Below are 15,347 nucleotides of genomic sequence, written 5' to 3' on the forward strand. Positions count from 1 at the left end.
CAGCTGCGAAATATGTTTTTATTATAACAGATATCGGGTGAAATCAAAAGAAGTAATTTTCAGATGAAAGGCTTACTTAATCGATGCACTGATTTCACCGGCGATTTTCTGCAAATCCTCCGATGTGTATTTGTCAGCATTGATTTGCCAATTTGCGTAAAAGCCGTCATCCTCGCCGTAGCGCGGCAGAATATGTATGTGCAAGTGGAAAACCGACTGATCTGCAGGCGGTTCATTGTTGTTTAACAAGTTCATTCCAACCGGCTGATATGTTTCCTTGATAGCATTGGCAATGGCCGGCACACGGGCAAATAACTCACTGGCAACTTCCGGCGGGGTCTCATAAATATTCTTTGTGTGGGTTTTCGGAATGACCAATGTATGCCCTTTTGTCACTTGACTGATATCGAGAAAAGCATAGACATGTTCATCCTCATAGACTTTGGCAGAGGGGATTTCCCCGTCCAGTATTTTACAAAAAATGCAATCTTCGTGGCTCATTCTGCACTCACTCCTTGTCTGTTTTTTCTATTGTATCTGTAAGAGTGAGCTTATGTAAAGCAAGAAGCAGGCCGGATCCGCCTCATGGCAGACCCGCCTGCTTAAGAAGAGAGAGGATGATCCTGACATCTCAATCGGGGACTTTTTCGTAAACGTACGGTTAAATAACACTTTCGTGAATTAACAGATGGTTTACAAACTGTCTTAATGCCAGAAACCAGCGGAAACTGGACAGTAACTGGCACAAGAATCAATCTTTAGGCTGCCCATCACTAACACCTCATTTGCGTGGAACGCGAATTTTTTGCAGTGAATCTTGGACATCCTCGCCTCTCCCTTCCTTAATATGAACAGGAACAAGGGGAAATATGCACGGAAAGGGAAAAATGTCGAAAAGTAATGTTCACTTTCTTTTGGTGCAGGCCATTAAATAATGGTAAAATTTATATAATGGATTGTAGAGGAGGAGACATGTTGCAACCGTTGCTGCGTATTGAAAACCTGCATGGCGGGTATACCCATAAAAATGTGCTCCATGGCATTTCATTTGATGTCCGGCCGAAAGAAATCGTTGGTCTGATTGGATTGAATGGGGCAGGGAAAAGCACAACCATTAAACATATTATCGGGCTTATGCATGCGAAAAAGGGAGAGGTCCAGGTCAACGGCAAAACCTTTCAGGATAATCCGGAAACCTACCGCAGCCAAATGGCCTATATTCCGGAGATGCCAATATTATATGATGAATTAACACTTCATGAACATCTTCGTTTGACCGCGATGGCTTATGATATTCCGGAGGACGTGTTTGAGAAAAGACTGCCGCCGCTGTTAAAAGAGTTCCGGATGGAGAAGCGGCTCAATTGGTTCCCGGTGCATTTTTCCAAAGGGATGAGGCAAAAGGTGATGATTATGTGTGCCTTTCTTCTGGAACCGCCGCTGTATATTGTGGACGAGCCGTTTGTGGGTCTGGATCCGCTGGGCATTCAATCCTATCTGCAGCTGATGGATGAGATGAAATATAATGGCTCGGGAGTCCTGATGTCGACACACATTCTGGCGACTGCGGAGCGTTACTGTGACCGGTTTGTTATATTGCATGACGGAGTGATTCGGGCAAAAGGGACGCTGGAAGAACTGCGGGAGGAATTCAGCATGCCGCGAGCGACACTGGATGATTTGTATGTGCAGCTGACGAAGGAAGAGGATAGCCATGTTTGATTCCAATAATTTTTTCAAGCAGCGGTTTTCCGCTCATCTGAAAGAATTAAGCCGCTACTTGCGCTACATATTTAATGGCCATCTGATGATTGCCATGCTGTTTTTTATCTCTGCTTTGGCCTTTTATTACCAGCGGTGGCTCACGATGCTGCCGGAGAATTTCCCTGTCGCACTGATCATTGGTGCTGGACTCGGTCTGCTTGTCAGCTATAGCCCTGTAAGGACACTGTTGAAAGAGCCTGACCTGTTCTTTTTAATTGCGGCAGAAAATAAGATGAACGCTTATTTTCGTAATGCGCTTATTTACAGCTTTGTTATTCAGTTATATGTCATCCTGCTTGTAGCTGCGGCGTTTGGGCCGTTATATTTTGCGGCATTTCCTGAGCGTACCGGCGAGGTTTATTTATGGACACTGCTGGTTGTGCTTGTGTTTAAAGTCTGGAACCTACTTGCCAACTGGTGGATGCTCCGGATCAGAGATGCAGGTGTGCGGCGCCTGGATTTGACTGCCCGCACATTAATGAATATTGCCGTGTTTTATTTTCTTGTCAGGGGAGAGGTGTTTTTTGCAGGTGTGGCAACTCTCCTGTTTATTGGCGTTTTCCTGTACGATTACAGTCAGGCTAAAAAGCAGCCCGGCATTGCGTGGGATCTGCTGGTGGAAAAGGATCAGAACCGGATGCATGCTTTTTATCGGTTTGCCAGCATGTTCAGCGAGGTGCCACATTTGAAAAGCCGTGTGAAAAAGCGGCAATGGCTGGTTTCACTTGTCAGTAACATGCCATTTGCTGCGGCGCGCAGCTATGACTATCTTTACCGGATTACATTCATCCGCAGCGGTGACTATTTGGGGATGTATCTCCGGCTTGTGGTGATTGGCGGGCTGTTTATCTATTTCATCCCCAATCTGTGGATCAGTCTTTTGTTTGCTATTCTGTTCCTTTATCTGAGCTGTTTCCAGATGATGGCATTATATCATCATCACCGGACAATTATCTGGCTGGATCTTTATCCGCTGGAGCAGAAGCTGCGGCAGAGATCGTTGGTGACGTTGCTGTTTCAGCTTACGTTTGCCCAGGCTGTCCTGTTTGCCCTCGTATTCCTGGTTTCCGGGGAGTTCGCAGGAGGTCTCCTGGCACTGACAGGCGGGGTGTTGTTTACTTATTTGTTTATTAATGGGTATGTGAAAAAGAAGATAGCGTGAATACTGCTTCGGCCAAATTATTGAATAACACAATTTTTAATAAATGCTTTTAAACTTTGCTTTTTTGTGTAATAATAAAGAAAATCAATTTAAAACAAAGGCAATGATGAGGAAAGTAAATCAAACTTCATTTTCATACAGAGAGCCTCGGCAGCTGAAAAGAGGCAGAAAAGAATTGATTGAAAATGGCCTATGAGCTTTGAAGCCGACTTTCAGTTTCTGAAATAAGCTTTGACGAGACTTGACACTCGTTACAAATGTCAAAGTATAAGAGTAGATTTTTTCGCTCCGTACTTATTGAGACTGATAATGTGAATTATTAGTAAATTAAGGTGGTAACACGGGATCATACCTCGTCCTTAGACAAACAAATTGTCTAAGGACGAGGTTTTTTAATTTTATAGTGACTGGAGGCTAAAAGTAATGAGGGTTTTTATTGGTGGTGCATGGCCATATGCGAACGGTTCCTTACATTTAGGTCATTTAGCGAGTTTGTTGCCAGGCGACATATTAGCAAGGTATTTTCGTTTAAAAGGCGAAGAGGTTCTCTACGTGTCAGGGAGTGACTGTAATGGAACACCGATCGCTATTAAGGCCAAGCAAGAGGGAGTATCACCTAAGACGATTGCGGATAAATATCATGAAGAATTTCAGGATTGTTTTAGCAAATTAGGCTTTACTTATGATTGCTACACCCGAACAGATAAAAACCACCATCACGAGACGGTGCAAGCCATTTTTCTCAAGTTGCTGGACAACGGTAAAATTCACAAAAGAAAAATAGAGCAGTGTTATTGCCCTTCCTGTGATCAATTTTTGCCGGATCGATTTGTAGAAGGAGTTTGTCCTCATTGTGGAAAACAGGCTAGGGGAGATCAATGTGATTATTGCTCCAATATTTTAGAATCATTAGAGTTGTTGAATAGAACATGCAAAGTATGTGGGGACCCCCGGTGACAAAGGAAACCGAGCATTTTTATTTCAAGCTTAGTTCGTTCCAGGAAACACTTGAAGCATACGTCCAGCAAGCGAAAACAAATAACTTGTGGCGCGACAATGCTATTGAATTAACTAAACGTTATTTGAAGGAAGGGCTGCATGATCGAGCCGTTTCGAGAGATCTGTCCAACGGCGTCAGTGTTCCAGTAGAAGGGTACGAGAATAAAAAAGTATATGTATGGATTGAAGCTGTTTCTGGCTATTATTCGGCCAGCACACAGTGGGCAAAAAGCGAAAATCAGGATAGCGCATTATTTTGGGACGACAAAGTGGTTTCTTATTATGTGCATGGGAAAGACAATATTCCTTTCCACGCAATTATTTGGCCGTCAATACTCATGGGTATCGATAAAAGGGCACTTCCAACTCACATTGTTTCAAACGAGTATTTAACTATAGAGAACAAAAAGCTTTCTACAAGTCGAAATTGGGCGGTATGGGTTCCGGATATGTTAAAAAGGTATGATCCTGATTCGATCCGTTACTTTTTGACTATTAATGCACCCGAAAACAGAGATACAGATTTTTCATGGCGGGAATTTGTATACAGTCATAACAGCGAGTTGCTTGGGGCTTATGGGAATTTCGTGAATCGAACGTTAAAATTTATCGAGAAATCTTACGGCGGAAAAATACCTGTAGGAATAGTTGAGTCGGAAATAAAGGCTAAAGTCGTTAATCTCTATAATAAAGTAAGTTATCTAATTGAGAATACTCATTTTAAACAATGTCTGGAAGAGATGTTTGAATTCATAAGGTACGCAAATAAATACTTTGATGAACAGAAACCCTGGATTCAAATAAAAAAACAGACTCCTTCATGTGATAACACAATAGTAACTTGCATTTACATTATTGCAAACCTGGCGCAAATCCTATATCCGTTCCTTCCTTTATCAAGCGAAAAAGTGCATTATATGCTGAGTTTAGGTAAGCCAAAATGGAATGAGATTGATGAGGTTGTCTCCCGATCACTTAAAGATGTTAAGCCACTTTTTGAAAGAATAGATACGGCAAAAATTGAGGAAGAGGTGAGAAGTCTGAAGGAAGGTGTTTCTTATTGATCAGATTGTATTGTAAACTTTAATTTAATAAGCTAATTTAAAAGTAAAGCTCAGAGCTACATGAATACTCTGAGCTTTTTTTGTGTGATTAATATTACCCGAAAAAGTCACTCATACTGATAACCAAAATAAGCAGAGATTAATGTTTTCGCTGCAATAGGCAGGGCCCGCTCGTCGATATCAAATTTTGGGTGATGGTGCGGATATGGGTTACCTTCTTTGTTGGCTCCTGTGAAGAAAAAGGCGCCGGGTTTGTGCAAAGTGTAATAGGCAAAATCCTCGCCGCCCATTACCGGTACGACTTCCTCGGCAGTGTGGATCTCTTCCAGATTCCGCCCAGCCTCAAGTACTATCTCGGCTTCGTTGGCATGATTTACAAGCGGCGGATATCCTTTCACATAATCGAACGAATAGGAAGCATCATTGGTGACACAGGTTCCTTTAATGATTTTTTCCATTTCTTCAATAATTTGCTCCTGGACCTCCGTCTTTAAAAAGCGCACAGTCCCGGTTAATTTTGCCTGATCGGCAATGATATTGAAGGCCGACCCCGCTTCAAACGTTCCAATGGTAACGACTCCTGTTTCCATTGGATCAAGGCGTCTCGCAACAATTTGCTGCAGCTGGGTGATGACCTGGGAGGCAATCACGATCGCATCTTTTGTCTCATGCGGATAAGCACCATGTCCGCCTTGTCCCTGAATGGTAAGCTGAAACCGGTCGGTGCCTGCCATAAACACGTCTTTGGTAGTTTGCAAAACACCAAGCGGTGTCGTAGCCCACAAGTGAGTGCCAAACACGGCATCGACATGGTCAAGCGCACCTGATTCAATTATTGGTTTTGCCCCGCCTGGTGCATACTCTTCCGCATGCTGGTGAACAAATTCGATTGTGCCTGGCAGCTCCTCCTGGTATTGCTGCATCACTTTGGCCAAGTGAAGCAAAGTGGAAGTATGCCCATCATGGCCGCATGCATGCATGACGCCATCGACTTTTGATTTGTACGGAACATCTTTTTCGTCCTGAATTGGCAAAGCGTCAAAATCTGCCCGGAGTGCCACTGTCTTTCCGGGTTTTCCGCCTTTTAAGGTGGCGATTACTCCATTGCCGCCAACTCCGGTTTGATAAGGGATGCCCAGATCTTGATAAAAATCAGCGATATATTTGGCTGTTTTGGTTTCATTGAACGATACTTCTGGATACTGATGCAAGTATCTGCGTGTTTCAACCATCTCAGAATAGTGTTCGTCAATGGATTGATGAATTTTCTCCAGCATTAAAAAACCTCCCATTACTCTTTCTCTTTAGTATATCATTGAAAGCGATAAATTTGCTGTATAAAAAAACTCCCTTTCAGGAGTTCTTTTATCGGTTAAGATGAAATTCTCGGATCTGCCAGCAGGCGTTCAATTTCTTCCTTATGATGTGTTTCATCGGAAATTAGATCTTCCAGTTTCACAACCAGTTCGGTGTATCCCAGTTCCTCTGCCTGCTTTTTGCGCTTTTCATAACGTTCGATGGTATCTGCTTCGGATTGCTTCGCTGCTTCTAAAATCCCTTTGACATCATCTGGCTGCGGAACCTTCGCCGATTCTGTGGTTGGCACCCCACCAAGTGATTTAATTTTCTCTGATAAGTATAAAGCATGGCCCAATTCATCTGTAATTTCTGCCTCAAAAAACGGCTTCAGTGCGGAACGATACAGGCCGGAAACCACCGAGGCACTATACGTATATTGAATTGCTGCGGCATATTCGTGTGCGAGATCTTCATTTAACCCGTCAACTAAATTTTGTAAATCTTTTTCCATTCCAGCATCCCCTTTTATCGTAAATTTGTTGGATCTGTGACACTTTTCCCTTCTGTGTTTTTTTGAAACATGATGGGGAATGATGCAATTAGAGGAGGCTGCAGAAAGATGCGAACAAGACGAAACTATATTCTTCCATTATTATTTGCGCTAATTGTCATTATTATCGGCGTATGGATCGTTAAAATTGTAAATGACACGGTGCCATTTGTTGATCAATGGACGAGAGGGTTTGTGCAGCAGGTGGATGACACCTTTGTGTACACGTTTTTCCGCTGGGTAACAGATTTTGGCTCCCAGCCGTTTTTGCTGCCGTTCACGATCATTATGGCATTTGTATTGTGGGGACTTTTGCGTGACTGGCTGCCTGGGCTGATGTTTTCTTTAGGGACCCTGTTTACACATCTGTTCAATCTTTTGATCAAGGAGTTGGTGGAGAGGAGCAGACCGAGTGTGCTGCCAGCGGCCAGCGCAGAGGGGCATAGTTTCCCATCCGGTCATGCGATGATTTCGATGGTCTGTTATGGATTGCTTGCTTATTTTATCGCGAAAAGAATACGTTCGGAAAAGGCTGTGCTGCTCGTTCAGCTGTTTTTTGCCATTGTGATATTTCTAATCGGTATGAGCCGTTACTTCATCAATGTTCATTATTTAACCGATGTGGTCGCTGGCTATGTGATCGGTTTTATTTGCCTGGTTGGTTTGATTTCCTTGTACCGGATGATTCAGCGCTATCGATCTCCGTCTCAGGGCTGAGAAAAAAACAATCTTTAGTTTGTTTCGAAACCTGCTTATCTCCGCTATAATGAAAGACAGAAGGCGGGGAGTGAGCAATGAAACATGGTTTTTTTCGCTATATTCTGGCACTGGTTTTAGTCAGCTTGGGGGCTGTGCTCCTGCTGGAAAACATCGGTGTTGTATCATTGAACATGCAGGAAGCTTGGATGTACATTTACCCGGTACTGCTGGCGGGAATCGGGCTAAAGTGGCTGGTCGATGATATCAGAGGCAGGGGTGGCAGCTGGATTTTTGGCTCATTCTTTCTGATATTCGGTTTACTCTTAATCCTCGATCGGTTTGCGTTGATTGAATTTTCGTTCTGGGATGTTATCAAGCTGTGGCCGCTCTTGATTGTCTATATCGGACTGCGGCTGTTCAGTCATTCTTCGGGTAAACGGAAATACTGGCATAAGCATAAGAAGAAAAGAAATAGTTTTCAGCGGGATGGGTCTGCTTTTTCTGTTGGCAGTTTTGAGTACAACAAACCAAATTGGCAGGTGCAGCCGATGGATGTGAATGCTTTGGCGGGTGATTATTATTTTGATTTTACCAAAGCATTTATTCCGGAAAAGGAGATTCCGATTACGATCAGTTCCTTGGCTGGTGATGTGAACATCATCATGCCGGATAATGTGGATTACCGCGTCTATGCTACTGTTAAAGCGGGAGATATTTATATTGCCGGCCAGGAGGTTGATGGGGTGAACCGCTCCCTTGCCTATGAAACGGCCAGCTATGACAGTGCAGTAAGAAAAATAGATTTAATGATCAACCTGAAATTCGGCTCTGTCCGGCTTGATCAGGTTTAAAGGGAGCGTGCAGAGGCAATGAAAGAGAAATTTTCCAGTATTCGCTACCTGTTTCTCCGCTCCCATCTGTCCAGCCTGTTTTTAATGGCTGTGGTCATTCTCTCTCTGGCATTATCAGTGCATGTGCTGTTCCAGCCTGCATGGCTCACAGCAGAAGCGATTTTCTTCTTTCTGGTTTTATTGCTTGCGGCCGGGTTTATCATTTCTGTTTATTCAGGCTTTACCTCGACCGGGAATATTAAAGTCAGGCTCGATCATATTTCCGTGTTGATTACCCAATTTGCCAATGGGAACTATCTTTCCAGTGTGCATTTTGAAGAACGTGATGAGATCGGCCGTATTGGAAAGGAATTGAATGAGCTTGGAGAGAAGCTGCAGGCACAGGTGAAGTCGCTGCAGCGGATGGCTGATGAAAAAGCGGAATTTGCCAGTTCGGCACATAAGGCGGCAGTGATTGAAGAAAGGCAGAGGCTGGCGCGGGACCTGCATGATGCGGTCAGCCAGCAGCTTTTCGCCTTGACGATGATGTCAGAAGCAGCGGTTAAGCAGCTTGATCGGAACCCGGAAAAAGCAAAAACGCAAATCCGTGAAGTTGCTGCTGCGGCATTGAAAGCACAGACGGAAATGCGGGCACTGCTCCTTCATTTACGCCCAATCGATTTATCCGGGGAATCATTAAAACAAGGTGTGGCTCATTTAATTGAAGAATTGCAGCAAAAAAGCCAAATTGACTTTCGTTTAGCTACCCCGGAGGAGCTTGTGCTGTCAAGGACCGTGGAAGAGCATGTGTTTCGGATTATTCAGGAGTCGCTTTCCAATATTCTGCGGCATGCTGATGCAACCGAAGTGACAATTGAGCTTACCAAGCGATCCAATGAGCTGTTTTTATATGTCCGGGACAATGGAAGAGGGTTTGATGTGGTGAATGATGCGGAGCGGAAGACTTCTTACGGACTTAAAACGATGCGGGAGCGCAGTGAAGAGCTTGGCGGCACCTTCACTATTCGTTCCAGTGAAGAGGAAGGTACCTATATCGATATCCGGATTCCTTGTTAGGTTGATAGAAAATGCCCCACGACCTGCCGCAGCGGAAATCAATGAGCACACATGTTACAGTTTATAGATTTTGTGTTGAAAACAACAATTCTTTTCAATGGAACTAATAAACGCACGAACCTTTCAGGAAACAGCCTATTACAATTTTACAAGGGGGAGTTCAGATGGTCAGGGTGGCAGTGGTGGATGATCATGAGATTGTACGAAAAGGGATTATTGCTTACTTGGAAACAGATGAGAGAATAGAGGTAATCGCCCAGGCGTCCAGCGGGAATGAAGGTGCAAGGGTGGTGCTGGAGCAAAAGCCGGACGTTGTACTAATGGACTTAATGATGGAAGACGGCAACGGCATCGAGGCAACCGCACAGATCATGGAGCAATTTCCTGCCTGCCGGGTGATTATTTTAACCAGCTATTATGATGAGGAGCAGGTTTTTCCGGCAATCGAGGCAGGCGCGTTCAGCTACATATTGAAAACATCTTCCGGTGAGGAGATAGCCGAGGCAATCAAGAAGGCGGCCAAAGGAGAAAATGTGATTGAGTCCAAGGTGGCAGGGAAAATGATGTCTAATTTCCGTTCAGGGGAGACCAAGCTTCATGAGGAATTGACTCAGCGGGAACTGGAAGTGCTTTTATGCATCGGCAATGGCTTGACCAATCAGGAAATCAGTGAAAAACTTTATATTGGCATCAAAACGGTGAAAACGCATGTGAGCAGCATTTTAGCTAAGCTGGAGGTTCATGATCGGACACAGGCGGCGGTGTATGTGCACCGCAATAACATGCTGAAGTCTTAACCGGATGTTCACAAAATTGTTGCAAGCGTAAAGTTTTTCAGGCACTGGCTTTGTTTTTTTCCATGTACACTTGTATAATACATATGTAAATCTACCTGAAGGGACGCATACTGCTATGGCAAAAACAGTACAAAAAACAACAGAAAACCTTCTGTTTTTCATATGGGCGGTAGCAGTCGTCGCAACTGCAGGGAGCTTATATTATTCTGAAGTTCTTGGGTATACCCCATGTGACCTTTGCTGGATCCAGCGTATTTTCATGTATCCGCTAGTTGTTGTTTTCGGTGTGGCAGCGGTCAAAAAGGATACCGCTGTGGCTTTGCCTGGACTTTTCTTAAGCGGTATCGGCATGCTTGTCTCCATTTACCATTATCTGATCCAAAAACTGCCGGCACTGCAGGCTGCAGGGGAAGCGTGCTCTGGGGTTGGGTGCAATGTGCAGTATGTGAATTATTTTGGTTTCATCACCATTCCGTTTCTTGCGGGCACGGCTTTTATACTAATTTTTATTACGCAGCTTATTATTCTGAAGCAGGAGAAGGGGAAATAATCAATGAAAAAGAAAATGATCATTTTCGGTTCCGTGATTGTCGTATTGTTTGCAGCGCTAATTTTTGTAACCAGCTATCAAAATAACCAGCAAGTGGCAGATGCTGATAATCCATATGGCACATCAGATTTGGAGCAAGCCACAATTGATCAGCTGGATGATCCGAATTACCAGAATCAGATTCTTCCGGATGAGTTGAATGAAACGATTGAGAGCGGTGAGCCGACGACTGTTTACTTCTACAGTCCGACCTGTGTTTACTGTCAGCAGACAACTCCTGATCTTGTTCCTTTAACGGAGGAACTGGGAGTTGATATGGTAAAACTTAATCTGTTGGAATTTGCACAAACGGGAACAGCATACGGAATTGAGTCTACACCAACCGTCGTCCATTATGAAGATGGCGAGGAAGTTGCCAGAATCACCGGAGCACATCCAATGGAAAACTTCCAAGCATTCTTTGAACAGTATGTATTGAGTGAGTAGACTTATTATAAAAGCCAGCCGGTCTTTTGCTGACAGGCTGGCTTTTAGCATGGTTTTTTAGTCTTCAGGATTCTCCATATGATACGTCGTAACGAATGGTTTGTCCGGGAAGTAGGCGGTTGGTTTAACTTTCTGCTGCCCCTTGTGAGCCTTTTTAAACTGATCCGAGTTCTTCCAGTTTTCAAAGTCATTGGCAGAGGCCCATTGTGTCAGGACGACATAGGTGTTGCCTTTTTGCGGCCGCAAAAAACGGAATGCCTGGAAACCGGGTGTTTGTTCAATCGTTCCCTTTCGTTCCCGGAAACGTTCTTCCAGTGGCTTTCTCCCTTCATCCGTTACAGGAATATTATTCATAACGACATAGCCTTTTTCTTCCATCTGGCCGCTTTCCAGCACAATATCGTACGCCTTGCCGGAAGAAAAGATATTCTTTTCCTCGCTTTCATAGTACGCCAGTGATCCAGATGTACTGTTCATCAGGTAAATAGGGATTTCCTCATGCTTCTCCTGCAGTTTTTTTAAAAAGTCCTGCGTTCCAATTGTCATATAGGCATTCATTGATGATTCCCCTTTCGCATCTCTTTCTTCCATAGTACATGAAGACATGTCAGGCACTCAAGTTTAGCGTGTTTAAAATCATTCTTAATTAATATGGACTATATTCTTTCAGATTGTTGAAGATTGTCGTATAATAGGACTGTCAAGGTACCTACTGAGGTGAACTTATGTTTAACAATCATATAGATGTACCAGAGCGTAATCGCCTTCGCAAATTCAAACGTGTGATGCTGCTCCTGGCTGTGATGCTGGGTATTGGAGCGGCTGTTTGTGCTGCTGTTTTAATCGGCGGCAGAATTGTTGCTGATGAAACCGATCTGGTGCTGGACGCAGCGACAACCATTGAAACGGCGGATGGAGAAGTAATCGGCGAATTATACACGGAAAATCGTGAGCCGGTGCTGCTGGAGGAGATTCCCGACCATGTGCAAGAGGCCTTCATTGCTATCGAGGACAGAAGGTTTTTTGAACATTGGGGGATTGATGTCAAGTCTGTAGCCCGGGCCGCCTTTCAAAACATCCTGGCAATGAGCAAGGTAGAGGGCGGCAGTACGATTACGCAGCAGCTGGCGAAAAACTTGTTTTTATCCAATGATAAAACATGGGCGCGTAAAGCGAAGGAAGCGTTGGCCGCGATTCATTTAGAACGGACACACACGAAGGAAGAGATTCTGGAACTCTACTTAAATGAGATCTATTTCGGGGAAGGTGTTTACGGAATCGAGAAAGCGGCCAATTTCTTTTTTTCCAAGCAGGCTGCCGATCTGACGCTGTCGGAAGGTGCATTGCTTGCCGGGCTTGCCAAAGGTCCTAACGGGTATTCACCGACTAATCATCCCGAGAAGGCACTGAATCGGAGAAATACGGTGCTGATGGCAATGGAAAACACTGGAAAAATATCCGAGGAAACACGGCTTGCAGCGGAGGGAAAGACGCTTGGTCTCGCTCTCAATAAGCCGGAACCGAATCCATGGGCCGATAGCTATATTGATCTGGTGATGAAGGAAGCCGCCGAAGCACATCAGCTTTCTGTGGATGAATTGCAGCGCGGAGGCTACCGGATTGTTGTCAACATGGATAAAACTGCCCAAAAGGCTGCCTATGAGCAATTCCAGCATGATGAATATTTTCCGGGAAGTACGGAGGATGTGGAAGGCGCTTTTGTTATGATGAGACACGAAACGGGTGAAATTGTTTCGGCAATTGGCGGGAGGGACTATTCTCTTGGTGATTTGAACAGGGTTGATGTGGCCAGACAGCCGGGATCGACGATAAAGCCGATTGCTGTTTACGCACCGGCCCTGATGCAGGAGGAAACCTATACGCCTTACACAGTCATTCCCGATCAGCAAATGGATTATGATGGCTACACCGTCTCCAATGTGGACGGTCACACTGTCGGCTCGGTGACAATCTATGATGCGATCAAGATGTCGAAAAATACTTCTGCTGTATGGCTGCTGGAACAAATCGGGGTTGATTATGCAAAGGATTATCTGGAGAAGATGAATATTAACCTGGAGGATGAAGGGTTGGCCATTGCGCTGGGTGGATTAAGCCATGGTATATCTCCCCAGAATTTAATGGAGAGCTACGGGACATTTGGCCGTGGTGGAGACTTTACGGAGTCCTATACCATTGATGCGATTTATAATCAGGAGGAGGATAAGGTTTACCAGACAGAACCAGAAACCTCTGAAGTATTCAGCCCGCAAACCGCCTGGAATATGACCGAAATGCTGGAGGGCACTGTGGAAAGCGGAACAGCTTCGCCAGGTGAATACGGCAAGGCACTGGCAGGGAAGACCGGCACCACGGAGCATACATTGGCTGAAGGAGAAATAAAAGATGCCTGGTTTGTCGGCTACACGCCGGAATATACTGCTGCAGCATGGATGGGCTTTGATCAATCGGGAGCGGATCATTATTTGACAGGTGGAAGCAGTTATCCGACCAGCCTGACAAAAGCAATTTTATCCGAAATGGACCAAAGCAGCCCGCTGACGGAGCAGTTTACTAAACCGGAGCATGTGGAAGACTTGCCGGAACCAATTGATCTGCCGCAAATTACCAATCTGGAAGGCAGATACACGTTTGGAGGATTCACCCTTATCAAGGGCGAGCTAACGTGGGATGGATCGGAGGACGACCGGGTTGCTTATCGGATTTACCGCGAAAAAGAAGGCGTCGATGAGCGGATCGGCGAGGTGGAAGGCCAGACGACATTTGAAATTGGTACACTGGATCTGCTGAATTCAGGCGGCTATTATGTTGTGCCATATGACCCGCTCACTAAACTGGAGGGTGAACGTTCGAACACGGTGCGTCTGTCGGGCTGACGGCCTGATTCAAGGCAATTTCATGACAATCACCGTGCATTTCTATACAGTAGAAACAGAAACGGCTATAGTAATTAATGGAGGAAAAAGGATGACTAACATGACAAACACGTTCAATGACACGATTCTCAGAGCGTATAACGGCGAAAAAACCGATTATACGCCCGCCTGGTACATGCGCCAGGCCGGTCGCTCCCAGCCGGAGTACCGCAAGCTGAAGGAAAAATACAGTTTATTTGAAATCACCCATCAGCCGGAATTATGTGCTTATGTCACCAGGCTGCCGGTGGAAAACTATGGGGTAGATGCGGCTATTCTTTATAAAGATATCATGTCGCCAATGCCGGCTATGGGGGTGGATGTAGAAATTAAACCCGGAATCGGCCCGGTGATACATAATCCCGTGGCGAACTACCAGGATGTGGAAAAGCTTGGTTCGATTAATCCACAGGCAGATGTTCCCTATGTGCTGGACACGATCCGCCTTTTGACAGAAGAACAGCTGAACGTGCCGCTGATCGGCTTCAGCGGGGCTCCATTTACACTGGCAAGCTATATGATTGAAGGCGGCCCGTCCAAGGATCACGGAAAAACAAAAGCCTTTATGTATCAGCAGCCGGAAAGCTGGTTTCTGTTGATGGATAAGCTGGCAGATATGATCATCACTTATGCGGAAGCGCAGATTGAAGCAGGAGCCAAGGTGATTCAAATTTTTGATTCCTGGGTTGGCGCCATGAATGCAGCAGATTATCGGGTGTTCATCAAACCAGTGATGACACGGGTTTTTTCGGAGCTAAGACAGCATCAGGTTCCCTTGATTGTGTTCGGTGTCGGAGCGCGACATCTGCTTATGGAATGGAATGATCTGCCGGTGGACGTGATCGGCCTGGATTGGCGTACAACAATCAGCGAGGCCAGAGAGATGGGTGTCACCAAAGTGCTCCAGGGAAATCTGGATCCGGCAATTTTGCTGGCAGATTGGGAAATCGCCGAGCGCAGAACAAAAATGATCTTAAATGACGGTCTGGAAGATGGCCGCCATGTATTCAATCTCGGTCATGGCGTGACACCGGACATTCAGCCGGCCACTCTGAAGAAACTGACCGAGTACATTCATGGGTATACTGGAAAGTAATTATGGAACAACAGATTTTTTCGAAGAGGTGTAGACAT

Annotated in this window: 14 protein-coding genes, 1 pseudogene and 1 other annotated feature; of the genes and pseudogenes, 11 read left to right on the forward strand and 4 right to left on the reverse strand. The window is 45.0% G+C overall.

The annotated features are described in order from the left end of the window. Positions 1-72: 72 nt before the first annotated feature. Positions 73-501, reverse strand: a complete 429-nt coding sequence (locus CEG13_RS08325) for an HIT family protein (RefSeq protein WP_100011408.1) — start codon at positions 499-501, stop codon at positions 73-75. Between the two features lie 474 nt (positions 502-975). Here CEG13_RS08325 and CEG13_RS08330 point away from each other — a divergent pair, with 474 nt between their 5' ends. From CEG13_RS08330 to metG, 3 genes and pseudogenes are all read left to right on the forward strand, one after another. Continuing rightward, positions 976-1,722: an ABC transporter ATP-binding protein gene (locus CEG13_RS08330; protein ID WP_100011535.1), complete on the forward strand. Its 747-nt coding sequence runs from the start codon at positions 976-978 to the stop codon at positions 1,720-1,722. Continuing rightward, on the forward strand, positions 1,715-2,926 hold the full coding sequence (locus tag CEG13_RS08335) for an ABC transporter permease (RefSeq protein ID WP_100011409.1): 1,212 nt from the start codon (positions 1,715-1,717) through the stop codon (positions 2,924-2,926). Before CEG13_RS08330 ends, CEG13_RS08335 begins: the two co-directional genes overlap by 8 nt. A gap of 94 nt (positions 2,927-3,020) precedes the next feature. Continuing rightward, positions 3,021-3,290, forward strand: a binding site (T-box leader). Between the two features lie 59 nt (positions 3,291-3,349). After that, positions 3,350-4,989, forward strand: a pseudogene (gene metG / locus CEG13_RS08340) (methionine--tRNA ligase). Positions 4,990-5,096: 107 nt separating this feature from the next. Here metG and CEG13_RS08345 read toward each other — a convergent pair. Together CEG13_RS08345 and CEG13_RS08350 are read right to left on the reverse strand one after the other, a co-directional pair. Continuing rightward, the gene (locus CEG13_RS08345) at positions 5,097-6,266 is read right to left on the reverse strand and encodes an amidohydrolase (protein ID WP_100011410.1); all 1,170 of its coding nucleotides are present in this window, start codon (positions 6,264-6,266) and stop codon (positions 5,097-5,099) included. Between the two features lie 95 nt (positions 6,267-6,361). Further along, a complete protein-coding gene (locus CEG13_RS08350) occupies positions 6,362-6,799 on the reverse strand; it encodes a ferritin-like domain-containing protein (RefSeq protein WP_100011411.1) in 438 nt (145 codons plus the stop codon). A gap of 108 nt (positions 6,800-6,907) precedes the next feature. Between CEG13_RS08350 and CEG13_RS08355 the strand changes: the two genes are divergently transcribed. The 6 genes from CEG13_RS08355 to CEG13_RS08380 all read left to right on the forward strand — a co-directional run bounded on the left by CEG13_RS08355 (position 6,908) and on the right by CEG13_RS08380 (position 11,277). Further along, positions 6,908-7,555, forward strand: a complete 648-nt coding sequence (locus CEG13_RS08355) for a phosphatase PAP2 family protein (RefSeq protein ID WP_100011412.1) — start codon at positions 6,908-6,910, stop codon at positions 7,553-7,555. Positions 7,556-7,632: 77 nt separating this feature from the next. Further along, entirely contained in the window at positions 7,633-8,388 is a 756-nt protein-coding gene (gene liaF / locus CEG13_RS08360; RefSeq protein WP_100011413.1) for a cell wall-active antibiotics response protein LiaF, read from the forward strand. 18 nt (positions 8,389-8,406) lie between these two features. Continuing rightward, complete coding sequence (locus CEG13_RS08365; protein WP_100011414.1) at positions 8,407-9,444, forward strand: sensor histidine kinase; 1,038 nt, start codon at positions 8,407-8,409, stop codon at positions 9,442-9,444. Positions 9,445-9,608: 164 nt separating this feature from the next. Next, complete coding sequence (locus CEG13_RS08370; protein WP_100011415.1) at positions 9,609-10,241, forward strand: response regulator transcription factor; 633 nt, start codon at positions 9,609-9,611, stop codon at positions 10,239-10,241. Positions 10,242-10,356: 115 nt separating this feature from the next. After that, positions 10,357-10,791 (forward strand): disulfide oxidoreductase, encoded by a 435-nt coding sequence (locus CEG13_RS08375; RefSeq protein ID WP_100011416.1) that lies wholly within the window; start codon positions 10,357-10,359, stop codon positions 10,789-10,791. Between the two features lie 3 nt (positions 10,792-10,794). Then, entirely contained in the window at positions 10,795-11,277 is a 483-nt protein-coding gene (locus CEG13_RS08380) for a thioredoxin family protein (RefSeq protein WP_100011417.1), read from the forward strand. Positions 11,278-11,334: 57 nt separating this feature from the next. Here the strand turns inward: CEG13_RS08380 and CEG13_RS08385 are convergent, their stop codons facing one another. Beyond that, positions 11,335-11,835 carry an antibiotic biosynthesis monooxygenase family protein gene (locus CEG13_RS08385; RefSeq protein WP_100011418.1) on the reverse strand — a complete coding sequence of 167 codons (501 nt, stop codon included), beginning with the start codon at positions 11,833-11,835 and terminating at the stop codon, positions 11,335-11,337. Positions 11,836-12,002: 167 nt separating this feature from the next. Here CEG13_RS08385 and CEG13_RS08390 point away from each other — a divergent pair, with 167 nt between their 5' ends. Continuing rightward, entirely contained in the window at positions 12,003-14,174 is a 2,172-nt protein-coding gene (locus CEG13_RS08390; protein ID WP_100011419.1) for a transglycosylase domain-containing protein, read from the forward strand. Positions 14,175-14,274: 100 nt separating this feature from the next. Next, on the forward strand, positions 14,275-15,309 hold the full coding sequence (gene hemE / locus CEG13_RS08395) for a uroporphyrinogen decarboxylase (RefSeq protein ID WP_100011536.1): 1,035 nt from the start codon (positions 14,275-14,277) through the stop codon (positions 15,307-15,309). The last annotated feature ends 38 nt before the right edge of the window (positions 15,310-15,347 follow it).

This window comes from Lentibacillus sediminis, assembly GCF_002763455.1.
GTDB lineage: Bacteria > Bacillota > Bacilli > Bacillales > Amphibacillaceae > Lentibacillus_D > Lentibacillus_D sediminis_A.